Origin of the sequence: Cucumibacter marinus DSM 18995, from assembly GCF_000429865.1 — a bacterium.
GTDB lineage: Bacteria > Pseudomonadota > Alphaproteobacteria > Rhizobiales > Devosiaceae > Cucumibacter > Cucumibacter marinus.
Window position 1 is genome coordinate 29,563 of sequence record NZ_AUCR01000001.1, and the last position, 26,306, is coordinate 55,868.

Below are 26,306 nucleotides of genomic sequence, written 5' to 3' on the forward strand. Positions count from 1 at the left end.
CGGCTAACGGGCGATGTCGTCGCTCGATTTTTCGTCGTGGCACAAATGCACCAACCCGCCTTCGGCAATGAAAGCGCGGACCCGGTCTTCGCTGTCGCGCCCGGCGCGGGACTGGGCGAAGATCGCGCCGCGGGTGAGAAGCGGCAGGCTGTCGTTCATCAGGGCTGCCATGGTCCAGCTCGTGTCGGCGGCATAGAGCACGGGACGATCGGCCTCGCGCCACATCAGACCGTGGTGCCCCAGGCCATGGCCGGGCAGGGGAATGGCCAACAGGCTCTGATCTCCCAGAATATCAAATCCGTCACCGAGCGCGGTTTCGCTGCGAACGGCCGGTGTTTCGTCAAACCCCCGAACGCCTTTGGCCAGCGGTTCAAGGTGTTGATGAAACACCGCATGACGCAGCCGGCGGAGCCGGGACATGGCCTTGAGGCGGGCCAGCGCGTGCCGGTCGCCAATCAGGTCTGCATCCATGATCTCGGGCAGGCCGGCGATATGATCGGCATGGTAGTGGGTCAGCACGACAGAATGCAGGTCCGCCGGCGTATGGCCAAGGTCGCTCAGCGCGGATTTTGGCGTGTGGCCATCCCCGAGATCGGGCTTGAGCACGTCGTAATAGAAGCGCAGCGCGGGCGATTTCTCGGCGATCATGTGCGGCGCATCGCCCGTGTCGACCAGGATCGGGCCAAGCGAGGGGTGCTCCAGCACCGCGAACCGCACGGGCATGACCGTCTTCGACCAGGGGGCGCCGCTATCGGTCAGCCTGCCGCGCGCGAACAGTCGGGAATTGATGAAGAAGTGGGCTTTCATGTCGTGCCGAATGTTCGAACCAGACCCTCTTCAAACGGAACCACAGGGCGCCAGCCGGTGTCGCGCGAAATGGCTGAAATGTCGAGCGTTTTCGAGAAAGCGAGTACGCCGGCACCATAGACCGTAGCGCGGGGTTCCCGCTGTGGCGCGAAAGCCCTGTGCGCGGCTTCGGATGCCTTGGCGACGCCAAGCGCGAGGGGCAACGGTACCCGCCGCCAACGCACCGTGACATTCGCATGCCGCGCGGCACTTTCGATCATGTGGGTGAGCGGCAAGGCCTCGCCGCCAGAAATATTGTAGATCGCGCCGTCCGTTGCCCCGGGGGAATTGAGAACGGCAAGGACCGCATCGACCGCGTCTTCAATGTAGGTGAGGTCGGTCACCGCCTGCCCGCCACGCAGCAACGGCAGCGGGCCTGTCCGCGCGGCGTGGATCAGTCGTGGCAGGAGGGCCGTATCGCCTTTGCCGTAAAGCCCGCGCGGGCGCAGAATGGTGTGCGGCAGGCCCGATCCTGTGACCAGCTCTTCTGCCCTGCGCTTGCTGGCGGCATAGGCGTTGACCGGCGACGGAAGCGCAGCATCTTCTCTGGTGTCGAACTGATCGGCGAACCGAAAATAGATGCTGGGCGTCGAGACGTGCAGCATCCTGGCGCCACTCGCGCGGCGTGCAATCTCGATCACGTTTTGCGTGCCCAACACGTTGTCGCGATCAAAGGCCGGTCGAGGCCCCCAGGCGGAAGAGCGGGCAGCGCAATGAATGATCGTGCCGAACGGTCCTGCGGTGGTCAGGCGCTCGACGGTAGAAGGATCGGCGAGATCTGCCGATAAAACTGTAACGCGGCCAGACTGGGCAAGTTCGTCGAGCCGGCCCGGGTTGCGGCCCGTCGCCACGATCTTGTGTCCGATGTGAGAGAGGCGCTTCACAAGCGCACCACCGAAAAACCCTGTCGCCCCAGTGACGAGAATGGTCTCGCTCGCGCTCACAACTGCAGTGCCAGACCGCCGAAGGAGATGCCGGCAGAGGTGCCCAGCATCAGCAGTTTCTGGCCCTTCACGATACGCCCCTCGCTGAGGGCGAGGTGGAGCGCCGTCGGCAGGGAGGCTGAGACCTGGTTGCCATATTCGGCCATGATCGAGACGACGCGGTCGCGGTCGAATCCGCAGCGGCGTTCGAGATGTTCAAGCGCCTTCAGATTGGCCTGATGCGGCACGACGAGGTCCACATCGGCATGGGACCAGCCGGCCCGGTCGAGCAGGGTGTCGACAAAGGCGGGGAAGTGTTTGGCGGTTAACCGATAGAGTTCGCGGCCGTTCATTTCGAAATAGGCGCCGGCTGCAAAGGCGGCAGGGTCGGCATGATAATCGATGCGGGTGCCGCCGGCGGGCAGGGCGCAATAGTCATAGCCTTCCGGATAGCTCTCGAAGCGCGCCGAGCGCAGGTCGAAAGTCAGCCCCGTGTCTGCCCGGGTGCTGATCACGCAGGCGGCTGCGCCATCGCCGAAAAGGCCGGCAATCTGCGGCTCGCTGTGCCAAGGCAGGGCGCGCGAAGAAATGTCGGAGGCGATGATCAGCGCGGTGTGGTAACGCCCGCCCAGCAAATGCGAGACGGCAATGTCGAACCCGGCGAGAAAGCCCAGGCAGGTGGCATTGACGTCAAAGGCCGCAATGCCTGCATCAAAAAGCCCAAGGAGCCCGGCAAGACGGGGGGCGGTGGCCGGGATGGGCTGCAGGCCCACTGCGCCCGTGAACATCACGAGATCGACATCCTGCGCCCGCATGCCGGCATCGGCCAGGGCCCGCTCTGCGGCGCTGAGACTCAGCTCTTCCTGTCCTTCACCTTCGCAGACGAAGCGCGCCCGCACGCCACATTGGCGTTCGAGCCAGCCGGCGGGGCGCCCCAGTTCGGAGTCGATCTCCACAGAGGTGCGATGGCGGGCAGGCACGGCCATGCCGGTGCCGCAAAGCTGCAATGTCTTGTCGGCGGTGGGCGGAGAGGTTCGGGTGGTCATAATCTCGGGGGCAGTGATACACCAAGGACGATACAGGGTTAAGGTGAGAAGGGGCCGTGTCAACGCGGCATCCCGCCCCTATAGTTTGTTTTCCGTGTGCCTTGATTCCGCCCGATCGCGCTGGCATCGCGCAAGCGAATTGGGTACACGAAGGCGTTTGAGAAACGCCCGATAACTCTTGCCGGGGCCGCCTATGACTGACGAACTCGACATCGCCGAGCGCGACCCGGCCCCGATTGCCGACGATATTCTGTTTCGCGACGAAGAAGGGCGGCTGAGCCGGGACTGGCTGGCCGAGCTTTCCGAGCACATCGAAGCAGGAGACAAGGGCGAAGTCGAGGCGCTGATGGCGCCTCTTCACACTTCGGACACCGGTGACGTTCTCGAGGCCCTCAATCACGATGAGCGGCTGGCGCTGATCCACCTGCTGGGCGACCGATTCGATTTCGCCGCGCTGACCGAGGTCGACGACCATATCCGCCTCACGGTGATGGACGAACTGCCCAATGAACAGATCGTTCAGGGCGTGCTCGATCTCGACAGCGATGATGCGGTCTACATCCTCGAGGACATCTCCGCGCCGGACCGCGAGGAGATCCTTGCGGCGCTGCCGACCTTCGAGCGGCTGTCGCTGAAACGCAGTTTCGACTTTCCCGAGGATTCCGCCGGCCGGCGGATGCAGACCGAGTTCATTGCGATTCCGCCCTTCTGGACGGTGGGTCAGACCATCGACTACATGCGCGAAGACGAGGATCTGCCTGTCGATTTCTACCAGATCTATGTGGTCGATCCCGGTTACAAGCTGCTCGGGACCATCGCGCTCGACCGAATCCTGCGTTCCCAGCGGCCTGAGACCATCGAAGCGATCATGAATGCCAATGTGATCGAGATCGAGGCCGAAGAAGACCAGGAAGAAGCGGCCCGTGTTTTCGAGCGGTACGATTTGATCGAGGTCGCGGTTGTCGACGACAATCAGCGGCTGGTCGGCGTGCTGACCATCGACGACATCGTCGACGTCATCAACGAAGAGGCCAGCGAGGACATCAGGCGCCTCGGCGGTGTCGGTGACGAAGAGGTTTCCGACAATGTCTGGGGCACGGTGAAGAGCCGTGTCACATGGCTCGCGGCAAACCTCGTGACGGCGATTCTGGCCTCGCTGGTCATTGGCCTGTTCAATGGCACAATCGAGCAGATGGTGGCGTTGGCCGTTCTGATGCCGATCGTCGCCTCGATGGGGGGGAACGCCGGCACCCAGACCATGACCGTGACCGTGCGTGCGCTCGCGACCCGGGACCTCGATATCCACAACGCCCGCCGGCTCGTCACCAGAGAAATTCTTGTCGGTGTGGTGAACGGGTTCACCTTTGCCATCATCATGGGGATCGTGGCCGCCGTCTGGTTCGCCAATGTCGATCTTGGCATCGTCATCGGGATTGCCATGGTGGTGAACATGCTGGCCGCGGGTTTGTCGGGCATTCTCATCCCGATTGCCCTTGAAAAACTGCATGTCGATCCGGCCATCGCTTCGAGCGTTTTCGTGACAACGGTCACCGATATTGTTGGTTTCTTTGCATTCTTGTCGCTTGCCGCAGTCTGGTTCGGGCTCCTCTGAAGCAGGTCTGTTATGCACAGGGCGCGGGGGACGGGCCGAATTGGGGCTTGTTTGTGGCAAGGCGAGACGTTAATGGATCGTTAGCAAATGCAAGGGGCGTCGAGCCCGCCGACATATGCGGGAAACAGCAACAGGAGTACGCATGCATAGCCAATCCAAGGCGGTGTGCTGGCGGGCCGCGAGCTGGACTTTGGTCTGCCTGGTTGTCTTTGGTTTCGTAGTTTCAATCATCGCCGGCAGCTGAGAACCAAGGCCCTAAGGGCGGCTCATTGCTGGTGTATAACAAGGGGCGCCGAATCAGATCGGCGCCCTTTTTGATTCCCGGTCGAGGCGCCGGAGGTGCGGGAGGCGACGCATGAAACTCTTCATTGGCAACAAGAACTATTCGACCTGGTCGATGCGCGCCTGGCTGTCGCTGCGCGGCAGCGGTGTCCCGTTCGAAGAGGAAATGGCCCGGCTCGACGGGGAAGGGTGGAAAGACAAGCTGATCAGGATCTCGCCGACGGGGAATGTGCCGGCCCTTGTTGACGACGATGTTTACATCGCCGAGAGCCTGGCAATCGTTGAGTATGTGGCGGACAAATATCCTGAGAAGGCGCTCTGGCCCGAAGACCGGAAACTGCGGGGGCGGGCCCGGGCGGCGGCCTGCGAGATGCATGCCAGTTTCCAGACTTTGCGCTCAAAGGCACCGATGAATCTGCGCGCTTCCTATCCGGGGCGTGTGGACCGCTCGAGCGTTGAGGCGGATGTGGCGCGGATCGAGCAGATCTGGCAGGAGGCCCTTGATCTGTCCGGCGGGCCGTTCCTTTTCGGCCAGTTCAGCGCGGCGGATGCGTTCTATGCGCCGGTTGCGGCCCGGTTTGAAACCTATGCCATTGAGGTGAGCGATACGGCGCGCCAGTACATGGAAACCCTGTTCGTGCTCCCGGCTTTCGTTGAATGGAAGCTCGCGGCGCTGGAAGAGCCCTGGATCGTGCCGTCGGATGAGATCGACGTGGTGCAGGGCCTGGTGGCTGAATGATGAATTTGGTCAAACTGTGCGTCGGCGTGACCTCGGTTGAACAGCTCGAGGCCTATCGTGAGAGGCGCCGGGCCGAGGGACATACACAAAGCGTGCACGTGACCCGGATGATGCCGAAACAGCGCGACGCCATCATTGAGGGCGGCTCTTTGTACTGGGTGATCGGTGGACAGATCCGGGCGCGGCAGCGGATCATCGACCTTGAAGCGCAGACAGATGCCGAGGGGCGCAGCTGCTGCGCCATTATCATGGACACAACCGTGATCCGAACGGTGCCGCAGCCCAAGCGGCCTTTCCAGGGCTGGCGCTATCTCAAACCCGGGGACGCACCGGCCGATCTCGGCGGGTCCGGCGATACCGGAGAATTGCCCGAAGAGATGGCCGCCGAACTGGCGGAACTCGGCTTGCTCTAGACCCGGCTGGTCAAGCGACCTGTGGCGCCCCGACATCATGAACTGGTTAAATTAAGCCTAACATCATCTCGGTGATCGGCGTTGTTGCCGGGTCTCGGGGAATACGGCAGAATGTTGACGGGGGAGCATCGGGAGCGGGTCCGTTTTCGGGCTCGAAGGAGCTGGGAATGGCCTTCGGCGAGAGTGCACACGTCATCGTGCTGGGGAACGAAAAGGGCGGCTCCGGCAAGTCGACCACGGCGTTTCATCTCGCAGTTTACCTGCTTTATCAGGGCTTTAACGTCGCCACGATCGACACAGACAGCCGCCAGCAGACTCTCACTCAATACATCACCAACCGCCGCAACTGGGTGCGTGAGCACGATCTGAGCGTACCGCATACGACTCACTTTCACCTGCCGCGCACCAAGGGCGACAGCATTCGCGAAAACGAGCGGCTGGAGTTCGAACTGTTTCGCCAGGCGGTGGCCGAGGTCGAGGGCGAGGCCGACTTCCTCATCGTCGACACACCGGGTTTCGATACCCATCTCACGCGCTTGAGCCATTCGCTGGCCGATACGCTGATCACCCCGGTCAATGACAGCCTCATCGATCTCGACGTGCTCGCCAAGATCGATCCGGTGACCATGGAGATGCGCGGGATCAGCCACTATTCGCGCTTGGTGCAGCGCGCCCGCAAGGAAAGGCTGTCGATCGACGGCCGCACCATCGACTGGGTCATCACGCGCAACCGGATCTCGATGCTGTCCTCGCGCAATATGCGCGCGGTGCAGAGCGGTATCGAGCAGGTGGCGACGCGGCTCGGCTGCCGGGTGGCGGACGGGATCGCCGAACGGGTGGTGTTCCGCTCGCTGTTCCCGCTGGGCCTGACGGTGTTCGATCCGCTCGAAGACGAGACGCTTGGTGGCGTGGCGACCATGTCCCATGTCAGTGCGCGCCAAGAATACCGTCATCTGGTCAGCGCCCTCAATCTGCCCATGCGCCAGCGGGCCGAGCGCCGCATGAAGGCCCATGCCGAATGGGCGTTGCATGCCAACGGCGCCGAAGCGGGGCTCCCTGAAGGGCAGGGCAGCGCCTGACCCGGTCCGACATGCTTGCGGGCACTTTGTCGTGTTGACTTGAGCCCGGCGGGCCGCCAATCATCGCGCCAGTGACGATTGGAGGATATGCCATGCCGGCCTATGACGCGGACAATATTTTCGCCAAGATCATCGCCGGGGATATCCCGAGCCACAAGGTCTATGAGGATGAAGACACGCTCGCCTTCATGGATGTGATGCCGCAATCGCGGGGCCATACGCTCGTGATCCCCAAGAGCGGCTCGCGCAATCTCATCGATGCCGACCCCGAGGTGTTGTCCGACCTCATTCAGAAGGTCCAGATCGTTGCCCATGCCGTCAATCGTGCCCTCTCGCCGGACGGGATGGTGGTGAAGCAGTTCAACGAAACACCGGCCGGCCAGACGGTCTTTCACCTGCATTTCCACATCATCCCAGTGTTCGAAGGCCAGCCCATGGGGCGCCACGCCGATGGCGAGATGGCCGATCAGGACGAACTGGCAGCGCTTGCCGAGGAAATCCGCGCAGCGTTCGAATAGAGGGCATCCTTGAGGGCTGCACCGGACGCCTTTTGCCTCACGCCGGCGGACTGGCCAGGACAGCGCTGTGTGTTTGTACGGCACCGCAACATAAACTGTCCTCATCCTGAGCTTGTCGAAGGATGGGCCACCCTCGCCCTTCGTGGTTCGACAAGCTCACCATGAGGGCTCAGGGTGAGGGTTTCTATCCCACGGGCCGCCCCGGACTTGATCCGGGGCCAAGATCATTTCTAACGAGGTCCCGGCTCAAGGCCGGGACAGCGCGGTATTGGTGCAAGCGTACACCCCAGCAGGCCCGGCAGGCTTTCACCTCCAGGGTTCAAAAAAGAACAGAGCGGGAGAGAGTGAGGCCCGTGCCGTTTGGCACAATCGTGCCGGTGGCACGATTGTAGGGCCGAACACCGTGAGAGCTACGCTCGAGCGGTACGCGGGGCGGGTTGGGAGGTCTTTGTTGTGCAGGCTCTCCGCCCTTCGAGCATAGCTCTACGGGCGCTACGCCCTCAATTCGCTCCACCGGAGCGAATTGCCTTACGGACGGGCTTCTCTCCCCGCCATGTTTCCACGGTGCGCCACCGCCTTGACGGCAGCCGGCTCCGGCGTTCAACGCTTCCAAAGGTCCACTGGACCTTTGGATCAGGCTGCGCCTGACCGCGCCTCACTTTGGCCTTCCCTGAGGCGACCCTCATGGAACCCGGACCCTTTCCGGCAGAAGGCTCGTATGCATCCTCGCTCCGTGCCGGCAGGTAGGTGGATGATAAGGGAGGTAGTGTGGGTGGGGATAAGTTTTTCGAAGGAGGCTGCTCCAACTCGCTCGTCACCCTCGGACTTGATCCGAGGGTCCATGAGGCGCTGCAGCAGGTTCAGCGGTCGCGAACCATCCATACCGTTTGCTGAATGGCACCTCGTCATGGATTCTCGGGTCGAGCCCGAGAATGACGAAGGAGAAACAGGCTAGACTGTGGCCGGATAACTGGCTTCAGCCCCACCCGTTCCAGCACTACCAAGGTTCCACAGGCACCTCGGTTTGGGCTTCGCCCAACCGCTTGTCACCCCCCGTCAAAGGGGGAGGTGACATTGGGGCCAGCTCATTGTTCCTTCAACTCCATCGGTGAAGCCGGCACCGCCCAAACCCTCCCCCCCGCAAGGGCGAGGGAAAGGCAGATCACAAGCGCTTTCATATACCGTACCCACCCTTCGAGGCTCGCCCTGCGACAGGCTCAGGACGCGCACCATGAGGAGCTCAGGGTGAGGGCTGTATCGTCTTGAGGGCATCCAATCCTGCCCGCAGCGTCATAAGCGTGATGCACCGGCTCTACACGTCAGATCACACCGGCGAGATTATCCATCCGGAGTTCCTGATCCTGCGGTACCCGCCGCGCTGGAAGTACAACATCCTGCGTGCGCTCGATTATTTCCAGGTGGCGGGGCACCCGTGGGATGAAAGGATGAGCGACGCGATCGGTGTGCTGACAGACAAGCGCCGGGAGGACGGACGTTGGGCCCTGCAATCAAGGTTGGCCGGCAAGACCCACTTCAACATGGAAACCGGCGGTCAACCGAGCCGGTGGATCACGCTTATGGCGCTTCGGGTTCTAAAGGCCTATGGCGCGGAAGCAGGCACGGTTTGAAAAAGGGCCGGTCATTGACCGGCCCTTTCACATTTTCTGCGTATCGCGTGGCGTTCAGCTCTTCTGGGTGCTGGTGCTCTTGCGCGACTTCTTGGCGGCGCTGGGCACGCGGCTCGTTCGACCGCCTGAGGGCTTGTCGTCCTTCGACCCGTCCTTGGACTGATCGCCGGATCCACCTTTGCCTCCGGCTGTCGGATCGCCTTCGGTGTCCGAACCCTTGTCTGCGTCCTTGCTGCCATCCTTGGGCGGGTTGAGCGCCTTGGGGCGGGCCGGGGGCAGGGGCATGGATTCGAGCACAAGGCTCTCGCCGTCCTTGGAGACATCGACCTTGACGAGACCGCCATCCTTGAGCTTGCCAAACAGCACTTCGTCGGCAAGGGGCTTTTTGACGTGCTCCTGGATAACGCGGCCAAGCGGGCGTGCGCCCATCTGCTCGTCGTAACCGCGCTCGGCCAGCCAGGTGTTGGCGGCAGGGGAGAGTTCGATCTCGACGCCACGTTCCGAAAGTTGAGCCTCGAGCTGCATGATGAACTTCTCGACGACCCGCGACACCACTTCCGCCGGCAGCGAGGCGAAGGAAATGGTCGCATCCAGCCGGTTGCGGAACTCGGGCGAGAAGGTGCGCTTGAGCGCTTCCTCGTCGTCGCCCTCGCGGCGCGTGCGGCCGAAGCCGATTGGCGCCTTGGCCAGCTCCATGGCCCCGACATTCGAGGTCATGATCAGGATAACGTTGCGGAAGTCGATCTGCTTGCCGTTATGGTCGGTCAGCTTGCCGTGGTCCATGACCTGCAACAGGATGTTGAACAGGTCCGGATGAGCCTTTTCGATCTCGTCGAGCAGCACCACACAATGCGGGTTCTGATCGACGCCATCGGTCAAAAGGCCGCCCTGGTCAAAGCCGACATAGCCCGGCGGCGCGCCAATCAGCCGTGAGACGGTATGGCGTTCCATATATTCGGACATGTCGAAGCGCAGCAGTTCCACGCCGAGGGTATCGGCGAGCTGCTTTGCCACTTCGGTCTTGCCGACACCAGTCGGGCCGGTGAACAGGTAAGAGCCGATGGGCTTTTCCGGTTCGCGCAGACCGGCGCGGGCCAGCTTGATGGCCGATGACAGCGAGTCGATGGCCTTGTCCTGGCCGAAAACGACGGTCTTGAGATTGTTCTCGAGGCCGGCGAGCAGTTCGGAATCGGACTTGGACACCGTCTTGGGCGGAATGCGTGCCATGGTCGACACCGTGGCTTCGACGTCCTCGACCTCGATGGTGGCCTTGCGCTGATCTTCCGGCAGCAACTTCAGTGATGCACCGGTTTCATCGATCACGTCGATGGCCTTGTCGGGCAAGCGGCGGTCATTGATGTAGCGTGCCGAGAGTTCGACCGCCGATTTGAGCGCGTCGTCGGTGTATTCGACCTTGTGGTAGTCTTCGAAATAGGGCTTGAGGCCCTTCATGATCTCGATGGCGTCCGAGATTGTCGGTTCGGCCACATCGATTTTCTGGAACCGACGCACAAGGGCGCGGTCCTTCTCGAAGAACTGGCGGTATTCCTTGTAGGTCGTCGAGCCGATGCACCGGATGGCCCCGGAGGCCAGAGCGGGCTTCAAAAGGTTCGAGGCATCGAGCGCGCCGCCCGAGGTGGCACCCGCACCGATAACGGTGTGGATCTCGTCGATGAAAAGCACCGATTCCTCGTGCTTTTCGAGTTCTTTCATCACGGCCTTGAGCCGTTCCTCGAAATCGCCACGATAGCGCGTGCCGGCGAGCAGGGCGCCCATGTCGAGGGCGTAGATCACAGAATCCTTGAGGACTTCGGGGACCTTGCCTTCGGTAATGCGGCGGGCCAGCCCTTCCGCGATCGCGGTCTTGCCGACGCCGGCATCACCGACATAAAGCGGGTTGTTCTTGGAACGGCGGCACAGGACCTGGATGGTGCGGGAAAGTTCTTTCTCGCGCCCGATCAGCGGGTCGATCTTGCCGGCCTTGGCCTTCTCGTTGAGGTTGACGCAGAAATCCTCGAGCGGGGAGTTGGTTGCACCACCAGCTTCTTCCGGTCCGCCGGGGCCGCCTTCTTCCGCACCACGTACGCGCCGGGTCTCGGAGGCGCCGGATTTGGTGATGCCGTGGGCGATATAGTTGACCGCGTCGTAGCGGGTCATCTGCTGCTGTTCGAGGAAATAGGCGGCATGGCTTTCGCGTTCGGCAAAGATCGCGACAAGCACATTGGCGCCGGTCACTTCCTCGCGGCCGGACGACTGCACATGAATCACCGCGCGCTGGATGACGCGCTGGAAAGCGGCCGTGGGACGCGAATCCTCTTCGACCTCGGCGACGAGCGCGTCGAGTTCCTCATCGAGGAAGTCCTCAATGTCCTGGCGCAGCACCTCGATATCGACATTGCAGGCGCCGAGCACCGAGATTGCATCCCGGTCTTCGGTGAGCGCCAGCAACAGGTGCTCGAGAGTGGCGAACTCGTGGCGCCGCTCCCTTGCCAGGTTCATGGCCTTGTGGAGGGCTTTTTCAAGTCCGCGAGAAAATGAGGGCATATCGCGTTCCTACTTCTTTTCCATGACGCACTGCAGCGGGTGCTGATTGCGTCTGGCGAGATCCATCACCTGGGTGACCTTGGTTTCGGCCACTTCGTAGGGATAGACCCCGCATTCGCCGATGCCCTGGGTATGGACATGCAGCATGATGCGCGTCGCATCGTCCTGGGATTTGTGAAAAACCTTCTGCAGAACCATCACGACGAATTCCATCGGCGTGTAGTCATCGTTCAGCAAAAGCACGCGGTACATGCTCGGTCGCTTGACCTTCTGACGCGCCTTGGTTGCGGTTCCGGTGCCGCCCTCGTCATCACCGTTGTCACCGTCAGAACCGCGACCCTCGTCGTCCCCGGATGCCACAAAGGGCAAGCCGGCGAAGCCGAGCTCGGTCAGATCATCCCATCTCTTGGTCGTGTCGAGCATGTCCGCCTATTTCTCACTGCGCCCAAATCAGAAGCGACGCATGGACCTCATTATGTAGGGAAAAATTGCGGCTTGTTAAGGCCCCACTAGGCGCGCTGGAACACAACTTCGCCAGCCACGCGCTTGACCGCACAATCCGAACAAATTTCGCGCGATTTGCCTGCAATTTTACCCATTCGTAACGGGGGCGGCCATAGAGTCCGGCCAAGGTCACACGGCGCGTATCGGTCCTGTCCGCGTAGAAGGCGGGGCGAATGCCGTGAAAAGTAACCGGTCGGGGCCCACGGGGGCGGGTTCCGCCAGGCGAGTTGGAGTAGAGGGTGAGAACCCAGCAGGCGTCAAACCGCGCGGGCGGTCTTTATTCCCGTGTCCTCGTTTTCGTGATGATCGTGCTGGTTGCGCTTGCGGCGGCAACCCCGGCACAGGCCCAGAATCTGCGCAAGTATGCGGGGATCGTGGTCGATGCGAAAACCGGCAAGGTGCTCTATTCAAACGCAGCGGACAGTCAGCGTTACCCCGCCTCCGTGGCGAAGGTGATGACGCTTTATATCCTGTTCCAGGAGATCGATGCGGGGCGGATGAGCCTTTCAACCCCGCTCAAGGTCTCCCAGCACGCCGCGAATGCCCAGCCCAGCAAGCTCTATCTGAAGCCCGGCAGCACAATCGCCGCCAAGGACGCCATTCTGGCGCTGGTGACGAAGTCAGCCAATGACGTGGCGCGGGTTGTGGCCGAAAACATCTCGGGTTCGGAATCCGCTTTCGCCGAGCGCATGACCTCCACGGCCAAGGCGCTGGGGATGAACCGTACGGTCTACCGCAATGCATCGGGCCTGCCGGACAGCCGCCAGGTGACGACGGTGCGCGACCAGGCGCGGCTGGCGACGGCGATCTATCAGCACTTCCCGAAATATTACGAATATTTCCAGACCCGATCGTTCAAATACAAGGGCCAGACCTACGGCAACCATAACCGGCTTCTCGGCCGGAACGGGGTCGACGGTATCAAGACCGGCTATATCAACGCCGCCGGGTTCAATCTGATGACCGCCGCACGCAAGGATGGCCGGCATATCGTCGTGATCGCCTTCGGGTTCAATTCCGGCGGTTCGCGCGATGCGAAAGTGGCCGAACTGGTGAATGCCTATCTGCCCAAGGCCCGCAAAGGCGATTACTGGCGGCAGGCGCAGATCCCGCGTCCCGGGGGGGCAGGGATATCCAATGCCAATCCGATCCAGGTCGCGCTGGCCTCGCCGCCGCCACAACGCCCGGCGCATCTGGGTGGCGGGCAGACTTTTGCCCCGGCGCCTGCGCCGCTCGAACCTGTGCTGCTCGATCAGGGCACGGACAATATCCGCGTTGCTTCGGTCAACGGTCAGATTCCGGTTCCGCCGGCGCGCCCGACCATGCTGATCCAGGAGACGCCGCCCGCGCTTGCAGAAGTCAATCGCATCGCGGCACCAGAGCCGGCAAAACGCCCGGTCTCGCTTGAGCCGGTAGAAGCCGGCGGCGGCAATCTGACCGCACTTCGTCCGGTGAATGTGATTGGCGACCTGATCAACCGCGTGATCGGCCGCGACGACACAAGCGCCAGCAACAATGGCGTGCCGGTGCCGCCTGCCGCCGTCGGCAATGATCACACCAGCGCGTTCATACCGCCGCAGTCGGCGCCGATGCTGCCCGACGGCAGCTGGGCCGTGCAGGTGGGGGCCGCGCCGAGTGAAGACGGGGCCAACCGTTTGTTGACCGACGTGTCCTCGAAATACGGGGCCTTGCGTGACTACCGGCCCTATGTCGAAATCACCTCACGCGACGGCCAGACCTTCTTCCGCGCCCGCTATGTCGGGTTCGCCGGAAGAGACGAGGCTAGCGCCGTCTGCCGTGCTCTCAAGGAACGCGACATTAACTGCCTGGCAATGCCTGGTTAGGGAGATGTTAGCTTAAATACGCCACACTTCGGTAAGTAGAGTAGTGCGTATCGGAGTAGTGAGATGAGTGAATTGACGGCCCTGAGCCGGCTCGCAAACCTTGCCGACGCTGAGTACCGGTCGGCCCAGCTTGCGGGTATTCACACGGACGGCGCAACCGCCCGGAAACACCAGCCTGTGCGGCGCAAAGGCGTCACAGATCTGCTGGGAACGGTGATGGCCCTTTCGGCCCGCACCCGCCGGATGGCACAGGCCGGGGTCGAGGTCGATCTCGACGTGTTCACCCCGGAAGGGCATCGCGCGGTCCGGTTAATCCTCGACAACGACGATTGATCTGAAACCGGACATCAGTCCGGTTTCCTGAACGGGGTCATGGTGCCGAGCACTTCGTGCTCACGGTCCATATAGTCCCGCTCTCCTTCCAGATAATCGGCGATCGCGCGTCTCAACCCGGGATGCGCGATGAAATGAGCCGAACGTGTCGTGACCGGCACATAGCCGCGGGCGAGCTTGTGTTCACCCTGGGCACCTGCTTCCACGGTTCCAAGGCCGTGTTCGATGGCGAAATCCACTGCCTGATAATAGCAGACCTCGAAATGCAGGAAAGGTACGTGCCGGCTGCAGCCCCAATAGCGCCCGTACAGCGTGTCGTCGCCGATCAGGTTGAGTGCCCCACCGACATAGTCGTCACCGTCGCGCGCCATGATCAGCAGCACGCGATCCGCCATGGCTTCCCCCAGCAGCGAGAAGAAAGCGCGGTTGAGATAGGGCCGTCCCCATTTGCGGGAGCCGGTGTCCATATAGAAATCGAAAAATGCGTCCCAATGGGCCTCGGTAATGTCGCCGCCGGTGAGCCAATCGATCTTGATGCCCTCTTCGAGGGCAGCGCGGCGTTCCTTTTTCAGCGCCTTGCGCTTGCGCGAGGCGAGGGCGGCCAGGAAGTCCTCGTAGGATGAGAATCCATCATTGTGCCAATGGAACTGGCGGTCGATGCGCTCGAGCCAGCCCCGATCGGCGGCGAGTGCCTGTTCGGCTTCTGGAATGAAGGTGGCGTGAACCGAGGATGCATGGTGTCGGGCGCAAAGCGATTCCGCCGCCGCCAGAAGCCCTGACTTCGCAGTGAGGTCCGATGGGTCTCGTACCATGAGCTTGGGCGCGGTCACCGGGGTGAACGGCACCGAGCACTGAAGCTTGGGATAGTAATCGCCACCGGCGCGCTCAAAGGCATCAGCCCAGCCGTAGTCGAAGACGTATTCTCCCTGGGAATGGGATTTGAGATAGAGCGGCATGATCCCGATTGCCGTTCCTGTCGCGTCCTGCAAGACGAGGTGCTGGGGCAGCCAGCCGGTCTCCGCGCGGGCGCTGCCCGATGCCTCAAGCGCAAGGAAAAAAGCGTGGTCGAGGAACGGGTTGCCGGGCTGTTCCTTCCCGCCAGACGCGCACGCGTTCCACAGGGCCGCATCGATATCGGCCGCCGCGGTCATCACGCTGGCTGTCAGTTCACGTTCGGCATCCATCAAGCGGCTCTTCAGCCTTTGGGCATGAATCCTTCGAATACGATCTGGTCCGCATGGTCGAGGGCGTTTTTGGCTTCCTCATGGCTGCGGATGGTCCAGGCCATCATTTTCTTGCCGACCCGGCGCAAGAGGTTGAAGGCCGGCAGGTCGATGATCGAATAGGCGGTCGAGATGAAATCGAACTGTGCCGGCGGTTCGTGAATGAGCTGGCGTAGCGCCATACGCCCGGCGACCTGCAAAGTTGCCGTTGAATCCTCGGGTTTGCCGCCAAGGCTGACCGGCCCGATGAGAATGCCAAGCGGGCCAGCGAAGCCTGCGGATCGCATGGCGGTCAAAAGCCGCGGTTCGAAGGACTTGATGGCGACGACACCATGATAGCCGGTGAGGGCGTCCATGGTCGCCTTGGCCAGGGCCAGATTGCGCGTTTGCTGGGTCTTGAGTTCAATCACGAGCGGTACGCGCCCGCCCACAAGGGTGAGCATCTGGGGCAGGGTGATCGGGCCTTCCCGGCTGCCAGAGAAGGGAATGCGGATTGCCTGCTCGGCGCTGATATCGGCAACGGCGCCAGACTGGTCGGTCAGTCTGTCGAGGGTCTCGTCGTGAAAGACGAGTGGCACCTGGTCACCTATCAGTTGAAGGTCGCATTCGATGCCGAAACCGCCCGCGATGGCGAGGGCAAAGGCGGTTGCACTGTTTTCCACGGCGTCCTGGCCCTGGCCGTGCAGACCGCGATGGGCGATCGGCCGGGCAAACACCTCATCGATGGCACTCATCAGTCTGCCAGCTCCACGATCGCGTCGATCTCGACAGCAGCGCCCAACGGCAGGGACGTGACGCCAAAGGCCGCCCGTGCATGCTTGCCCGCTTCGCCAAAAACATCGCCGATAAGGTTCGAGGCGCCATTGGCCACGAGATGATGTTCGGTGAAATCAGGTGCGGCGCACACCAGAACCGTCAGCTTGTGGAACGCCGCCACGCTTTCGAGCGGGAAGCCAGCTGTGTGCCGGATGTGAGCGAGGATGTTGACGGCGGCGGCCTGGGCCGCGGCCTGCCCCTCTTCGAGGCTGACTGTGTCACCCAGCCGTCCGGTGATCATCCCGTTGGGGCCGGCGGAGAGCTGGCCGGAGATGAACAGCGTGCGCCCCTGCTGACTGATGGGCACATAGTTGGCGGCAGGCGCGGCAGGCCTTGGCAACGTCACGCCCAACTCGGCGAGACGTGCTTCGATCTCGGACATTTGGGGCTACTCCGGAGTCGAATTGTCGGTGCCAGAACGGTTACGCGGATAGAGCTTGCCACGCAAGACAGCATCCTTGCCGAACTTGTCACGGACCCGGTCCATGGCCCGTTCGGCGGCTGCCTTTCGGGCGACGCCAGGATCGACGAGGTCGACGGGGTCGTCACCGGCATCGGTCAACCCGGATACGCCGATGCCGATCAGGCGGAAGGCAGCGGTGCCCACCTCTCGGGCGAGCAGGTCGTTGCCGGCCTCATAAATGACATGGGCGAGCTGGGTCGGCACAGTCAGTTGTCTGGCACGAGTGCGGGTCTTGAAGCCGGCTGTCTTGAGCTTGAGAGTGACCGTGTCGCCAGCAATCGCGGACTTCTTGAGGCGGGCAGAGACGCTTTCTGCCAGTTTCATCAAAAGGCGAGAAAGTTCATCGAAGTCACTGATATCCTCGAAAAATGTGGTCTCATTGCTAACGGATTTTGCCTTGCCGCGCGGATTGATCTTTCGTGCGTCGAGTCCTTGGGACAGGCGGTGTAGCCGGGCGCCAATTTCGCCATAGGCGAGGATCAGGTCGCGTTCGGGGCGGCGTTGAATGTCGCCAACCGTACGCAAGCCATCCTTCTCGAGCTTCTCGGTGAAGCGCTTGCCGATGCCGTAGATAATGGAGACGGGCTTGTCGGCGAGGAAGTCCCTGGTCTCTGCCTCGCCGATCACGGCAAAACCGCGTGGCTTGTCGAGGTCCGAGGCAATCTTGGCAAGGAACTTGTTGTGGCTCAGGCCCACCGAAACGGTGACTCCGATCTGCTCTTCAATTTCGCGTGCGAAGCGGGACAGCAGGACAGCGGGCGGGGCCTTGAACAGCCGCTGGGTCCCGGAGAGGTCGAGAAAGGCCTCGTCGATGCTCAGGGGCTCGACCAGCGGGGTCAATGCATCCATGCGGGTGCGGATCTGCTTGCTGACCGCGACATATTTCTGCATGTCGGGCCTGATGACGATGGCGTCGGGGCAGAGCCGGCGGGCGCGGAACATGGGCATGGCGGAACGGACGCCGTCGATACGGGCGATGTAGCAACAGGTCGAGACAACGCCGCGTTGGCCGCCGCCAACGATCACCGGCTTGTCGGCGAGTTCGGGATTGTCGCGCTTTTCGACCGAGGCGTAGAACGCGTCGCAATCGATATGAGCAATCGAGAGCTCGAGCAGTTCTTCATGCGCCAGAAGTCGTGGAGAGTGGCAATTGGGGCAGCGCGCCGGCCGGGTCTCGGCCTGCGGGATGACGTGATCGCAATCTCGGCACAACACAGCGATTGTGCGCGGCATCGGTCCTATCCGTCCGGATTGAGGGAGTAATAGGCGCGCATCACCCGTTCGGGGGTCAGTCCCTTGTTTGCGCACATGGCGACGAGCGCCGATTCGTCATGGGCGAAGTGATGGATGAGGCCCGGAGTCAGCGATCCATCGGAAAGGCCTCGCCGCAGGGCATCCGGCCCGATGCCCGCATCGGCCATGAATCGGGCCAGCATCTCCGGGTCCGAGGCCAGAAAATCGATGCAGGCACCGGCAATTTGTTCAAGTTCTTCCGAGGGTAAGGTGGCTGAGTTCATCGCCGCGATCCGGGTCTGCCATTACGGGTTTTGTAAGGTTTTGATGGTATTGCAAACAGAGATAGTATGGAACAGCGCCAACCAGAAGGGTCCGGCATCTTATGGCGAAGACCGTCCTGATCGTGGAAGACAATGAGCTGAACATGAAGCTGTTCCACGATTTGCTGGAGTCGCGCGGCTACGGCACGATCCAGACACGGAACGGCATGGAAGCGCTCGATCTCGCCCGTGCCCATCATCCCGATCTCATCCTGATGGACATCCAGTTGCCCGAAGTCTCGGGACTAGTGGTGACCAAGTGGCTCAAGGAAGACGAGGACCTGGCGTCGATTCCGGTGATCGCAGTCACGGCGTTTGCGATGAAGGGTGACGAGGAGCGGATTTTGCAAGGCGGATGCGAGGGTTACATCTCCAAGCCGATCTCTGTGCCTCACTTTTTGGAAACCATTCAGAGTTACATCGGCCCGGCCGACCAGGCTTAGTCGGGCGGCATCGAGTTGAGTACGAGTTGAGAGAGTAGCCGGCATGACAGCGCGCGTATTGGTTGTCGATGACATCCCCACCAATGTGAAGCTGCTGGAAGCAAGGCTGACGGCGGAATATTTCGATGTTATCGGGGCCTTCTCGGGCCAGGACGCCATCGACATATGCCGACGCGGCGAATGCGACATCGTCCTGCTCGACGTGATGATGCCCGAAATGGACGGGTTTGAAACCGCCCAGCGGCTCAAGGAAGACCCGCTGACCCAGCATGTACCCATCGTGATGGTCACCGCGCTCGATCAGCCCTCCGACCGGGTGAAGGGGCTCGAATCGGGCGCCGACGATTTCCTGACCAAGCCGGTCGACGATGTTGCTCTGCTTGCGCGCGTCAAAAGCCTGGTGCGGCTCAAGAACCTCACCGACGAATTGCGCGCGCGCGCCATGACCGGCCATGTCATCGCCATTGAGGATGCGGTCGGCATGACCAACTCCATCGAGACCCGGAACGGGCGTGTGCTGCTGATCGATACCGATGAGCGCAGCGCGGCGCGGCTCGCGGGCTATATCGAGGAAGAGCATGAGGTCGACCTGCTGACGTCGCCCGCGGACACGGTGTTTGCCGTGGCGGAGAAGGAATTCGAGCTTGCCGTCGTCTCTATGTCGCTCGATGGCTACGATCCGCTGCGGGTGTGTTCGCAGCTTCGCACGCTTGAGCAGACGCGGAACATGCCGATCATCCTGGTGGCGGACGAGAAGGACAAGCCCAAGGTCGTGCGCGGGCTTGATCTGGGGGTCAACGATTTCATCCAGCGTCCGGTCGAACGCAACGAACTGGCCGCGCGGGTGCGCACCCAGATCCGTCGGCATCGATATTCCGCCGAACTGCGGCAGAACCTTTCCAATACCGTGGCGATGGCGGTGATCGATCAGCTGACCGGGCTTTACAACCGGCGCTATTTCGATCGGCACCTGGCCATGCTGCTCGAGAAATCGCGCGAGCAGGAGCGGGCGCTTTCGGTGCTGATGCTCGACATCGATTTCTTCAAGGCGATCAACGACACGCATGGTCACGATGTGGGCGATGCGGTGCTCAAGGAATTCGCCCGAAGGCTTCAGCGCAATACGCGCGGGGTCGACTTGGCGTGCCGGATCGGCGGCGAGGAATTCGTGGTACTGATGCCCGACACCGACCTGGCCCAGGCGCAGGCGGTAGCCGAGCGCGTACGGCAGGCCATGGCCGGAGAGCCGATTGCGGTGGGGCCAGAGAAGAAGCTGATCAATGTGACGGTGTCGGTCGGGGTGTCGCTCTACGAGAATCCCACCGACACGCCGGATGCCCTGATGAAGCGTGCCGATATCGCGCTTTATCGGGCCAAGCGCGAAGGGCGCAACCGGGTCGTTTACGACGCGGCCTGAGGTCACCGGACCATTCCAGCAGTATTTTCGAGTTGATCTTGCCGACGGGAAAGTCTTCAGTTGGCGAAATTAACCGTGTGTGTTTGCCATAGCGCATGAAAGCGCCGGACCCCCGGCGTTTACCGATTGGCAACCACGTGAAAAATGCATAGGTATTTGTTGTGGAATTCGCGGGGCTGTTAATGCCACCGCGTTCGGGTTCCCTACGGTATTTCTCAGGTCCGCCGCAACTCCTGGGTCCGTAGGGCGGCTGGCCCGGTACCGGCGAGAGTGGCCTCTTCATACGCCGGTCCGGGTCAGCCACTGATTTCCGCGATTTTTCCAATTCCATAGAGACACAAAAAAGCCCCGCCGGCGGACCGGCAGGGCTCAAAAACGGGAATGCCGAGATCGCTATTTGATCTTGGATTCCTTGAACTCGACGTGCTTGCGCGCGATCGGGTCGTATTTCTTCTTGGTCAGCTTCTCGGTCATCGTCCGCGCGTTCTTCTTGGTCACATAGAAGAAACCGGTGTCGGCGGTCGACACGAGCTTGATCTTGACGGTGTTGGCTTTGGCCATCGGTCAGGCTCCAAATAAAAGGCCGCGCATGCTTCCGATCGGACGCGCGGCGAATTCGTTGGCGCGCAAACTAGTCAGAACGCGGGGAATGTCAAGACAAGTGTGAACTAGATTCCGTCGGCGCCGACGGGCTGCCTGGCGAAGCCGTGCATGCGGTTGGCCCATTGCAGTCCAACGATCGCACCCTTGACTGGCCGCATCATCAGCGTCGAGAGAATGATGGCTGCCGGGACCATGGTCCACAGGTAGAACATGGGCTGGACTTCATAGGCCATTTCCATGTGCAGCATGGCGAAAACGATGATGTGACCGACAATCACCATGGTGACATAGGGCGGGAAATCATCGGCGCGGTGATGGTGGAGTTCCTCGCCGCAATGGCCGCAAGTGTCGTTGACTTTCAAGAAGCCATTGAACAGGGAGCCGGTGCCGCATTTGGGACAGCGGGTGCGCAGCCCCTTCTTGATGGCGGGCCATACAGCGCGGACATCGTCGGACTGGCGTTGGCTGGCAGAATCATAAGTGACGGTCATCAGGGGCGTCTCGCCTTCTTGCGGGGTTTGTTGGGGCCACCGGACCGGCTCTTGCCGCGCGCGGAAGTCTTCCCGCCCGGCCGAGCCTTGCCCGATGCTTGCCTCCGGCCGCCGCCGACCAGAGGAGTAACCCGTTCCCCTTCACTTAGTAGCTCGAAGCGCAAAGCGCCAGCCATGGGCGCTGCCTCCAATAGTCGCACTTCGACGCGATCGCCCATGCGGAAGCGCTCGCCCGAGCGCTCACCGATCATCGCCATCTCGGTTTCGACATAGCGGTAATAGTCCGTGCCCAGGGTGGAAGCCGGGATGAACCCGTCGGCACCGGTGACATCGAGCTTGACGAACAGCCCGGAGCGCGTGACCCCGGCGATGCGGCCCTTGAAGGTGTCTCCGATCCGGTCAGCGAGGAAATGCGCCATCAGGCGGTCGACCGTTTCGCGCTCGGCGGCCATGGCGCGCCGCTCGGTCATCGAAATGTGTTCACCGATGCCGGGAAGTTTCGACACCTCGCTTTCGGTGAGGCCATCGGGGCCGAGCTTGAGGGCGTGGATCAGCGCGCGGTGCACGATCAGATCGGCATAACGGCGGATCGGCGAGGTGAAGTGAGCGTAGCGGCGCAGATTGAGGCCGAAATGCCCGTAATTCTGATGGGTATATTCGGCCTGGGCCTGCGCGCGCAGCACCAGCTCGTTCACGAGGTGCGGATTGTCGGTGGAATCGGCGCGGGCCAGAATGCGGTTGAAGTGGGCCGGCTTGAGCGTCATTCCCTTGGCGAGGTTGAGCTCCAGCGATTTCAGCGTTTCGCGCAGGCCCTCGAGCTTCTGGATGCTGGGTGCATCGTGGGCGCGGTAGAGCAGGGGCACATCATGCGCTTCGAGGGTCTCGGCGGCGCAGACATTGGCCATGATCATCATTTCCTCGATCAGCCTGTGGGCATCGAGGCGGGGCGGGACGACAATGTCTTCGACAAGGCCCTTGTCGTTGAGAACGACACGGCGCTCGGGCAGGTCGAGATCGAGCGGTTCGCGCTCGAGCCGGGCCTTGTGCATGGCGCCGTAAGCGGCCCAGAGCGGCTTGAGTACCGGTTCGAGCAGAGGACCGGTCTGATCGTCCGGATTGCCGTCGATGGCGGCCTGAGCCTGCTGGTAGCTGAGCTTTGCCGCTGAGCGGATCACCACCCGGTGGAAGGAATGGCTTTTCTTGGCGCCCGACTTGTCGATGACCATGCGCAGGGCCATGGCCGGCCGGTTCTCGCCTTGCTTGAGTGAACACAGATCGTTCGAGATGCGTTCGGGCAGCATCGGGACGACGCGGTCGGGGAAGTAGACGGAATTGCCGCGCAGATAGGCTTCCCGGTCGAGATCCGAACCGGGCCGGACGTAATGGGCCACATCGGCAATGGCGATATAGACGATGAAGCCGTCTTTGTTGGCCTTGTCGGTGTCGGGTTCGGCATAGACAGCGTCGTCATGGTCCTTGGCATCGGCGGGGTCGATGGTGAGGATCGGCATTTCGCGCCAGTCCTCCCGGCCCTTGAGGTCGACGGGTTCTGCAGCCTCGGCCTCCGCCAGCACATCGCCAGGGAAACGATAGGGGATCTCGAGATTGTGGATCGCGATCAGGCTGATCGCCTTCTCCGAATGCGGGTTGCCGATCACCGAGAGCACACGCGCCCGCTGGCGCATGGCACGGCCCGTGGTGGTGATCTCGACCTCGACGAGATCGCCGTCCTCGGCCTCACCCAGATCGCCGGGTGCAATCGACAGCTCACGACCCTTGCGCTCGACCGGCACCAGCCGCGCGCCTTCGCGCGCCGTGCGGACGATGCCGATAATCGCACGGCGGGGCCGGTCGATGATCTTCATGGCCCGGCCGACATAATCGGGCACTTCGCCATCGCCACGTTCGATACGGGCGAGAATGCGATTACCGGGACCGGGCACCACGCGGGCGCGTTTGGGCGTCTCGATGCGGACGCGGGGCCGTTCGCCGTCTTCCTCATCCCATTTTGCGGGATAGGCGATCAGATTGTCGGGATCGGCGTCGGTGGGGATATCGAGCACGGTGACCGACGGCAGTTCGGCGGCGCGGCGAACGGTCTTGCGGCTGCGGGACAGAAGCCCCTCGCGCTCCATCTCGCGCAGCAGGGCCTTGAACGGTGCCCGGGCGTCGCCCTTGATGCCAAAGGCGCGGGTCAGTTCGCGCTTGTTGCCGCGATCGGGATGCTCGGCCAGGAAAGCCAGCACATCGCCCTTGTCGGGCAGGGCGCTTTTGCCGGCGCCCGGACGCCCCCGCCGAACGCGCCGTTGCTCGGGGGACTGGCGGGCACTATCCGGCCGTGATTTGCGTGCCAATTAGCTGCCTGCCTCTGCGCCCGATTTGGCGCTCTTTTTCGGCGCGGCTTTCTTCTTGGCAGTGGTCTTCTTGGTGGCAGTTTTTTTCGCCGCGGCCTTCTTCCGTCCGCCACCCTTGGCGGCCTTGGCCGCGATCAGTTCGAGCGCCTTTTCCATGGTCACGTCCTCGGGCTTGAGGTCGCGGGGCAGGGTGGCGTTGATCTTGGCGTGATTGACGTAAGGCCCGTAGCGGCCGTCACGCACGGTGATCTCGCCACCATCGGGATGGTCGCCGAGCTTGTTGAGAACGGTCGCCGCAGCGCGGCCACGTCCTCCACCGGCGGCCTTGGCGGCCAGAAGATCGACGGCGCGGTTGATGCCCACCGTGAACACTTCCTCGACATCCGGCAGGTTCGCATATTTGCCGTCATGCAGCACGAAGGGGCCATAGCGCCCGATGCCCGCCGAGATCGGCTTGCCGGATTCGGGGTGGTTGCCGATCTCGCGCGGCAGGTTGATCAGCCGCAGCGCCTTTTCGAGATCGATCAGATCGACATCCCAGCCCTTGGGGATCGAGCCGCGCTTGGCTTCCTTGCCTTCGCCGCGCTGCACATAGGGGCCGAACCGCCCGGTGCGGACGGTGACTTCTTCGCCGGTCTCCGGGTCTACGCCGAGTTCCCGCGGGCCGGTATTGGCTGAAGCCTCGCCGGTCGCGCTTTCGGCAAGCTGGCGTGTGTAATTGCAATCGGGATAGTTCGAGCAGCCGATGAAGGCGCCGTAGCGCCCGACCTTCAGGCTCAGCTGCCCGGACTTGCAATTCGGGCATTCGCGCGGATCACCGCCATCTTCGCGTGCCGGGAAGATATGATCGCCCAGGAGCGCGTTGAGGGCGTCGAGGACCTCGGAGACGCGCAGATCCTTGATCTCGGTCGCATGGGCCGAGAAATCCTTCCAGAACTGGCGCAACACATCCTTGTAATCCGCGTTGCCCGCCGAGATCTCGTCGAGCTGTTCTTCCAGGCTCGCCGTGAAGTCGTATTCGACATAGCGGGTGAAGAAGGACTGGAGGAACGCCGTGACCAGCCGGCCCCGGTCCTCGGGGATCAGTGTGCGCTTTTCGAGCCGCACATAGTCGCGGTCCTTGAGCACCGACAGGGTTGCCGCATAGGTCGAAGGCCGGCCAATCCCGAGCTCTTCCATGCGCTTGATGAGGCTCGCCTCGTTGAAGCGCGGGGGCGGCTGGGTGAAATGCTGATCGATCGTGCAGTCCGTGATCGCCGGGGTGTCGCCTTCGGCGAGCGGCGGCAGCTCGCGGTCCGCCTCGTCTTCCTTGGACTTGGCGGTCGCATAAAGCGCCAGGAAGCCATCGAACGTGGTGACCGCGCCGGTCGCGCGCAGGGTGATCGGGCGATCCGCACCTTCAAGTGCGAGATCGGCGGTCGTGCGCTCGATCTCGGCGGCGCGCATCTGGGAGGCCATGGTACGCTTCCAGATCAGTTCATAGAGCTTGAGCTGATCGGGCTCGAGATGGCTGAGATTCTTCGGATTGCGCGACAGGTCGGTCGGACGGATGGCCTCGTGGGCTTCCTGCGCGTTCTTAGCCTTGGTCTGATAGATGCGGGCTTTCTCGGGCAGGTAGTTGTCGCCAAACTGCTTTCCGATCTGGCGGCGGGTGGCATCGATCGCCTCAGGCGCCATCTGCACGCCGTCAGTACGCATATAGGTGATCAGACCAACAGTCTCGCCCGCGATATTCACGCCTTCATAGAGCCTTTGGGCCACCTGCATGGTGCGCGAGGGCGAAAAGCCGAGACGGCTCGAGGCGTCCTGCTGCAGGGTCGAGGTCGTGAAAGGCGGATAGGGGTTGCGCTTGGTCGGCTTCTTTTCGAGCGAGGTAATGCGCACCGTGCCACCCTTGATCGCGGCGCGGATGGCGGCCGCATCGGCCTCGGTCTTGATCGCGAGCTTGTCGACGGTCTTGCCGTCGAGCGCATAGAGCCGCGCCTCGAAATCCTTGCCGCCCTGGGTCAGCGCGGTTGTGATCGACCAGTATTCCTCAGCCTTGAAGCGTTCGATTTCCTCTTCACGCTCACAGACGAGACGAAGCGCGACCGATTGCACGCGACCCGCCGAGCGCGAGCCGGGCAGCTTGCGCCAAAGGATCGGGGAAAGGGTAAAGCCCACAAGATAGTCAAGGGCGCGACGGGCGAGATAAGCTTCGACCAGCGGCTCATCGATATCGCGCGGATGCGCCATCGCCTCGGTCACGGCCTGCTTGGTGATGGCGTTGAACACCACCCGGCGGACGGGCTTGTCCTTGATCGCCTTCTTCTCGCGCAGCACGTCGAGAACGTGCCAGGAAATCGCTTCCCCTTCGCGATCCGGGTCAGTTGCGAGGATCAGTTCATCGGCACCCTTGAGGGCCTTGGCGATGTCGGACAGGCGCTTTTTAGAGTCCTTGTCGACTTCCCAATGCATCGCAAAATCCGAGTCGGGTTCGACCGAACCGTCCTTCGAGGGCAAATCCCGAACATGCCCGAAGGAGGCCAGGACCTCGAAGTCCTTGCCCAGATATTTGTTTATTGTCTTGGCCTTAGCCGGGCTTTCGACAATGACGACTTTCATGGGAACCCTTTCGATACGCACGGGG

General features: G+C 62.2%; 24 protein-coding genes. 10 read left to right on the forward strand and 14 right to left on the reverse strand.

Annotation, left to right across the window (positions count from 1 at the left end; genetic code table 11):
- Positions 1 to 3 precede the first annotated feature (3 nt).
- The 3 genes from G489_RS0100245 to G489_RS0100255 are packed head-to-tail and all read right to left on the reverse strand — an operon-like array spanning position 4 to position 2,815.
- On the reverse strand, positions 4 to 807 hold the full coding sequence (locus tag G489_RS0100245; RefSeq protein ID WP_029039822.1) for an MBL fold metallo-hydrolase: 804 nt from the start codon (positions 805 to 807) through the stop codon (positions 4 to 6).
- Positions 804 to 1,790: an NAD-dependent epimerase/dehydratase family protein gene (locus G489_RS0100250; protein ID WP_029039823.1), complete on the reverse strand. Its 987-nt coding sequence runs from the start codon at positions 1,788 to 1,790 to the stop codon at positions 804 to 806. The genes G489_RS0100245 and G489_RS0100250 overlap by 4 nt, the downstream gene beginning before the upstream one ends.
- A complete protein-coding gene (locus tag G489_RS0100255; RefSeq protein ID WP_051332151.1) occupies positions 1,787 to 2,815 on the reverse strand; it encodes a 3-oxoacyl-ACP synthase III family protein in 1,029 nt (342 codons plus the stop codon). Before G489_RS0100255 ends, G489_RS0100250 begins: the two co-directional genes overlap by 4 nt.
- Before the next feature lie 193 nt (positions 2,816 to 3,008).
- Here G489_RS0100255 and mgtE point away from each other — a divergent pair, with 193 nt between their 5' ends.
- From mgtE to G489_RS0100285, 6 genes are all read left to right on the forward strand, one after another.
- Entirely contained in the window at positions 3,009 to 4,427 is a 1,419-nt protein-coding gene (gene mgtE, locus G489_RS0100260; protein WP_035871074.1) for a magnesium transporter, read from the forward strand.
- Between the two features lie 355 nt (positions 4,428 to 4,782).
- Positions 4,783 to 5,448 (forward strand): glutathione S-transferase family protein, encoded by a 666-nt coding sequence (locus G489_RS0100265; RefSeq protein WP_029039826.1) that lies wholly within the window; start codon positions 4,783 to 4,785, stop codon positions 5,446 to 5,448.
- Positions 5,445 to 5,861 (forward strand): DUF1489 family protein, encoded by a 417-nt coding sequence (locus G489_RS0100270; protein WP_035871077.1) that lies wholly within the window; start codon positions 5,445 to 5,447, stop codon positions 5,859 to 5,861. Before G489_RS0100265 ends, G489_RS0100270 begins: the two co-directional genes overlap by 4 nt.
- 167 nt (positions 5,862 to 6,028) lie before the next feature.
- Entirely contained in the window at positions 6,029 to 6,940 is a 912-nt protein-coding gene (locus G489_RS18430; protein ID WP_051332152.1) for a division plane positioning ATPase MipZ, read from the forward strand.
- Positions 6,941 to 7,032: 92 nt separating this feature from the next.
- Positions 7,033 to 7,458 carry an HIT family protein gene (locus tag G489_RS0100280; RefSeq protein WP_029039828.1) on the forward strand — a complete coding sequence of 142 codons (426 nt, stop codon included), beginning with the start codon at positions 7,033 to 7,035 and terminating at the stop codon, positions 7,456 to 7,458.
- A 1,298-nt stretch (positions 7,459 to 8,756) separates the two neighbouring features.
- Positions 8,757 to 9,086 carry a hypothetical protein gene (locus G489_RS0100285; protein WP_155889269.1) on the forward strand — a complete coding sequence of 110 codons (330 nt, stop codon included), beginning with the start codon at positions 8,757 to 8,759 and terminating at the stop codon, positions 9,084 to 9,086.
- Positions 9,087 to 9,140: 54 nt separating this feature from the next.
- On the opposite strand, the gene clpA is transcribed toward G489_RS0100285, so the two are convergent.
- Both clpA and clpS read right to left on the reverse strand, forming a co-directional pair.
- Entirely contained in the window at positions 9,141 to 11,630 is a 2,490-nt protein-coding gene (clpA, locus tag G489_RS18435; protein ID WP_051332153.1) for an ATP-dependent Clp protease ATP-binding subunit ClpA, read from the reverse strand.
- A 9-nt stretch (positions 11,631 to 11,639) separates the two neighbouring features.
- On the reverse strand, positions 11,640 to 12,053 hold the full coding sequence (clpS, locus tag G489_RS0100295) for an ATP-dependent Clp protease adapter ClpS (protein WP_081691312.1): 414 nt from the start codon (positions 12,051 to 12,053) through the stop codon (positions 11,640 to 11,642).
- A gap of 320 nt (positions 12,054 to 12,373) precedes the next feature.
- Here clpS and G489_RS18440 point away from each other — a divergent pair, with 320 nt between their 5' ends.
- Both G489_RS18440 and G489_RS0100305 read left to right on the forward strand, forming a co-directional pair.
- Positions 12,374 to 13,978, forward strand: a complete 1,605-nt coding sequence (locus tag G489_RS18440; protein ID WP_210162553.1) for a D-alanyl-D-alanine carboxypeptidase — start codon at positions 12,374 to 12,376, stop codon at positions 13,976 to 13,978.
- 63 nt (positions 13,979 to 14,041) lie between these two features.
- Positions 14,042 to 14,311 (forward strand): hypothetical protein, encoded by a 270-nt coding sequence (locus G489_RS0100305; RefSeq protein ID WP_029039831.1) that lies wholly within the window; start codon positions 14,042 to 14,044, stop codon positions 14,309 to 14,311.
- Positions 14,312 to 14,325: 14 nt separating this feature from the next.
- On the opposite strand, the gene G489_RS0100310 is transcribed toward G489_RS0100305, so the two are convergent.
- Genes G489_RS0100310 through G489_RS18445 form a run of 5 tightly spaced genes read right to left on the reverse strand, consistent with a single transcriptional unit; the run spans position 14,326 to position 18,330 of the window.
- A complete protein-coding gene (locus G489_RS0100310; RefSeq protein WP_407059815.1) occupies positions 14,326 to 15,498 on the reverse strand; it encodes a GNAT family N-acetyltransferase in 1,173 nt (390 codons plus the stop codon).
- A gap of 8 nt (positions 15,499 to 15,506) precedes the next feature.
- Positions 15,507 to 16,268, reverse strand: coding sequence for a glycerophosphodiester phosphodiesterase family protein (locus G489_RS0100315; protein WP_029039833.1), 762 nt, complete (start codon positions 16,266 to 16,268; stop codon positions 15,507 to 15,509).
- Positions 16,268 to 16,732: a RidA family protein gene (locus G489_RS0100320; RefSeq protein ID WP_029039834.1), complete on the reverse strand. Its 465-nt coding sequence runs from the start codon at positions 16,730 to 16,732 to the stop codon at positions 16,268 to 16,270. Before G489_RS0100320 ends, G489_RS0100315 begins: the two co-directional genes overlap by 1 nt.
- 6 nt (positions 16,733 to 16,738) lie before the next feature.
- Positions 16,739 to 18,046, reverse strand: coding sequence for a DNA polymerase IV (locus tag G489_RS0100325; protein ID WP_029039835.1), 1,308 nt, complete (start codon positions 18,044 to 18,046; stop codon positions 16,739 to 16,741).
- A gap of 5 nt (positions 18,047 to 18,051) precedes the next feature.
- Complete coding sequence (locus G489_RS18445; RefSeq protein ID WP_035871085.1) at positions 18,052 to 18,330, reverse strand: DUF3572 family protein; 279 nt, start codon at positions 18,328 to 18,330, stop codon at positions 18,052 to 18,054.
- Positions 18,331 to 18,431: 101 nt separating this feature from the next.
- Between G489_RS18445 and G489_RS0100335 the strand changes: the two genes are divergently transcribed.
- Together G489_RS0100335 and G489_RS0100340 are read left to right on the forward strand one after the other, a co-directional pair.
- Complete coding sequence (locus tag G489_RS0100335) at positions 18,432 to 18,812, forward strand: response regulator (RefSeq protein ID WP_029039836.1); 381 nt, start codon at positions 18,432 to 18,434, stop codon at positions 18,810 to 18,812.
- A 43-nt stretch (positions 18,813 to 18,855) separates the two neighbouring features.
- Positions 18,856 to 20,229, forward strand: a complete 1,374-nt coding sequence (locus G489_RS0100340) for a PleD family two-component system response regulator (RefSeq protein WP_029039837.1) — start codon at positions 18,856 to 18,858, stop codon at positions 20,227 to 20,229.
- A gap of 393 nt (positions 20,230 to 20,622) precedes the next feature.
- On the opposite strand, the gene rpmG is transcribed toward G489_RS0100340, so the two are convergent.
- The 4 genes from rpmG to topA all read right to left on the reverse strand — a co-directional run bounded on the left by rpmG (position 20,623) and on the right by topA (position 26,281).
- Positions 20,623 to 20,790 (reverse strand): 50S ribosomal protein L33, encoded by a 168-nt coding sequence (rpmG, locus tag G489_RS0100345; protein WP_029039838.1) that lies wholly within the window; start codon positions 20,788 to 20,790, stop codon positions 20,623 to 20,625.
- Positions 20,791 to 20,897: 107 nt separating this feature from the next.
- On the reverse strand, positions 20,898 to 21,323 hold the full coding sequence (locus G489_RS18450; protein WP_051332154.1) for a DUF983 domain-containing protein: 426 nt from the start codon (positions 21,321 to 21,323) through the stop codon (positions 20,898 to 20,900).
- A complete protein-coding gene (gene rnr / locus G489_RS18455) occupies positions 21,323 to 23,677 on the reverse strand; it encodes a ribonuclease R (RefSeq protein WP_051332155.1) in 2,355 nt (784 codons plus the stop codon). The genes G489_RS18450 and rnr overlap by 1 nt, the downstream gene beginning before the upstream one ends.
- Positions 23,678 to 26,281: a type I DNA topoisomerase gene (gene topA / locus G489_RS0100360; protein ID WP_029039839.1), complete on the reverse strand. Its 2,604-nt coding sequence runs from the start codon at positions 26,279 to 26,281 to the stop codon at positions 23,678 to 23,680.
- Positions 26,282 to 26,306 lie beyond the last annotated feature (25 nt).

Excerpts from the sequence above, each read along its gene's own strand:
- mgtE (WP_035871074.1), top strand. The coding sequence starts at position 3,009 with ATGACTGACGAACTCGACATCGCCGAGCGCGACCCGGCCCCGATTGCC.
- G489_RS0100320 (WP_029039834.1), bottom strand. The coding sequence starts at position 16,732 with ATGTCCGAGATCGAAGCACGTCTCGCCGAGTTGGGCGTGACGTTGCCA.
- G489_RS0100270 (WP_035871077.1), top strand. The coding sequence starts at position 5,445 with ATGATGAATTTGGTCAAACTGTGCGTCGGCGTGACCTCGGTTGAACAG.
- G489_RS18450 (WP_051332154.1), bottom strand. The coding sequence starts at position 21,323 with ATGACCGTCACTTATGATTCTGCCAGCCAACGCCAGTCCGACGATGTC.
- topA (WP_029039839.1), bottom strand. The coding sequence starts at position 26,281 with ATGAAAGTCGTCATTGTCGAAAGCCCGGCTAAGGCCAAGACAATAAAC.
- G489_RS0100280 (WP_029039828.1), top strand. The coding sequence starts at position 7,033 with ATGCCGGCCTATGACGCGGACAATATTTTCGCCAAGATCATCGCCGGG.
- clpS (WP_081691312.1), bottom strand. The coding sequence starts at position 12,053 with ATGCTCGACACGACCAAGAGATGGGATGATCTGACCGAGCTCGGCTTC.
- G489_RS0100245 (WP_029039822.1), bottom strand. The coding sequence starts at position 807 with ATGAAAGCCCACTTCTTCATCAATTCCCGACTGTTCGCGCGCGGCAGG.
- G489_RS0100305 (WP_029039831.1), top strand. The coding sequence starts at position 14,042 with ATGAGTGAATTGACGGCCCTGAGCCGGCTCGCAAACCTTGCCGACGCT.
- rpmG (WP_029039838.1), bottom strand. The coding sequence starts at position 20,790 with ATGGCCAAAGCCAACACCGTCAAGATCAAGCTCGTGTCGACCGCCGAC.
- G489_RS0100265 (WP_029039826.1), top strand. The coding sequence starts at position 4,783 with ATGAAACTCTTCATTGGCAACAAGAACTATTCGACCTGGTCGATGCGC.
- G489_RS0100255 (WP_051332151.1), bottom strand. The coding sequence starts at position 2,815 with ATGACCACCCGAACCTCTCCGCCCACCGCCGACAAGACATTGCAGCTT.
- G489_RS0100340 (WP_029039837.1), top strand. The coding sequence starts at position 18,856 with ATGACAGCGCGCGTATTGGTTGTCGATGACATCCCCACCAATGTGAAG.
- clpA (WP_051332153.1), bottom strand. The coding sequence starts at position 11,630 with ATGCCCTCATTTTCTCGCGGACTTGAAAAAGCCCTCCACAAGGCCATG.
- G489_RS0100315 (WP_029039833.1), bottom strand. The coding sequence starts at position 16,268 with ATGAGTGCCATCGATGAGGTGTTTGCCCGGCCGATCGCCCATCGCGGT.
- G489_RS0100335 (WP_029039836.1), top strand. The coding sequence starts at position 18,432 with ATGGCGAAGACCGTCCTGATCGTGGAAGACAATGAGCTGAACATGAAG.
- G489_RS0100325 (WP_029039835.1), bottom strand. The coding sequence starts at position 18,046 with ATGCCGCGCACAATCGCTGTGTTGTGCCGAGATTGCGATCACGTCATC.
- G489_RS18430 (WP_051332152.1), top strand. The coding sequence starts at position 6,029 with ATGGCCTTCGGCGAGAGTGCACACGTCATCGTGCTGGGGAACGAAAAG.
- G489_RS18445 (WP_035871085.1), bottom strand. The coding sequence starts at position 18,330 with ATGAACTCAGCCACCTTACCCTCGGAAGAACTTGAACAAATTGCCGGT.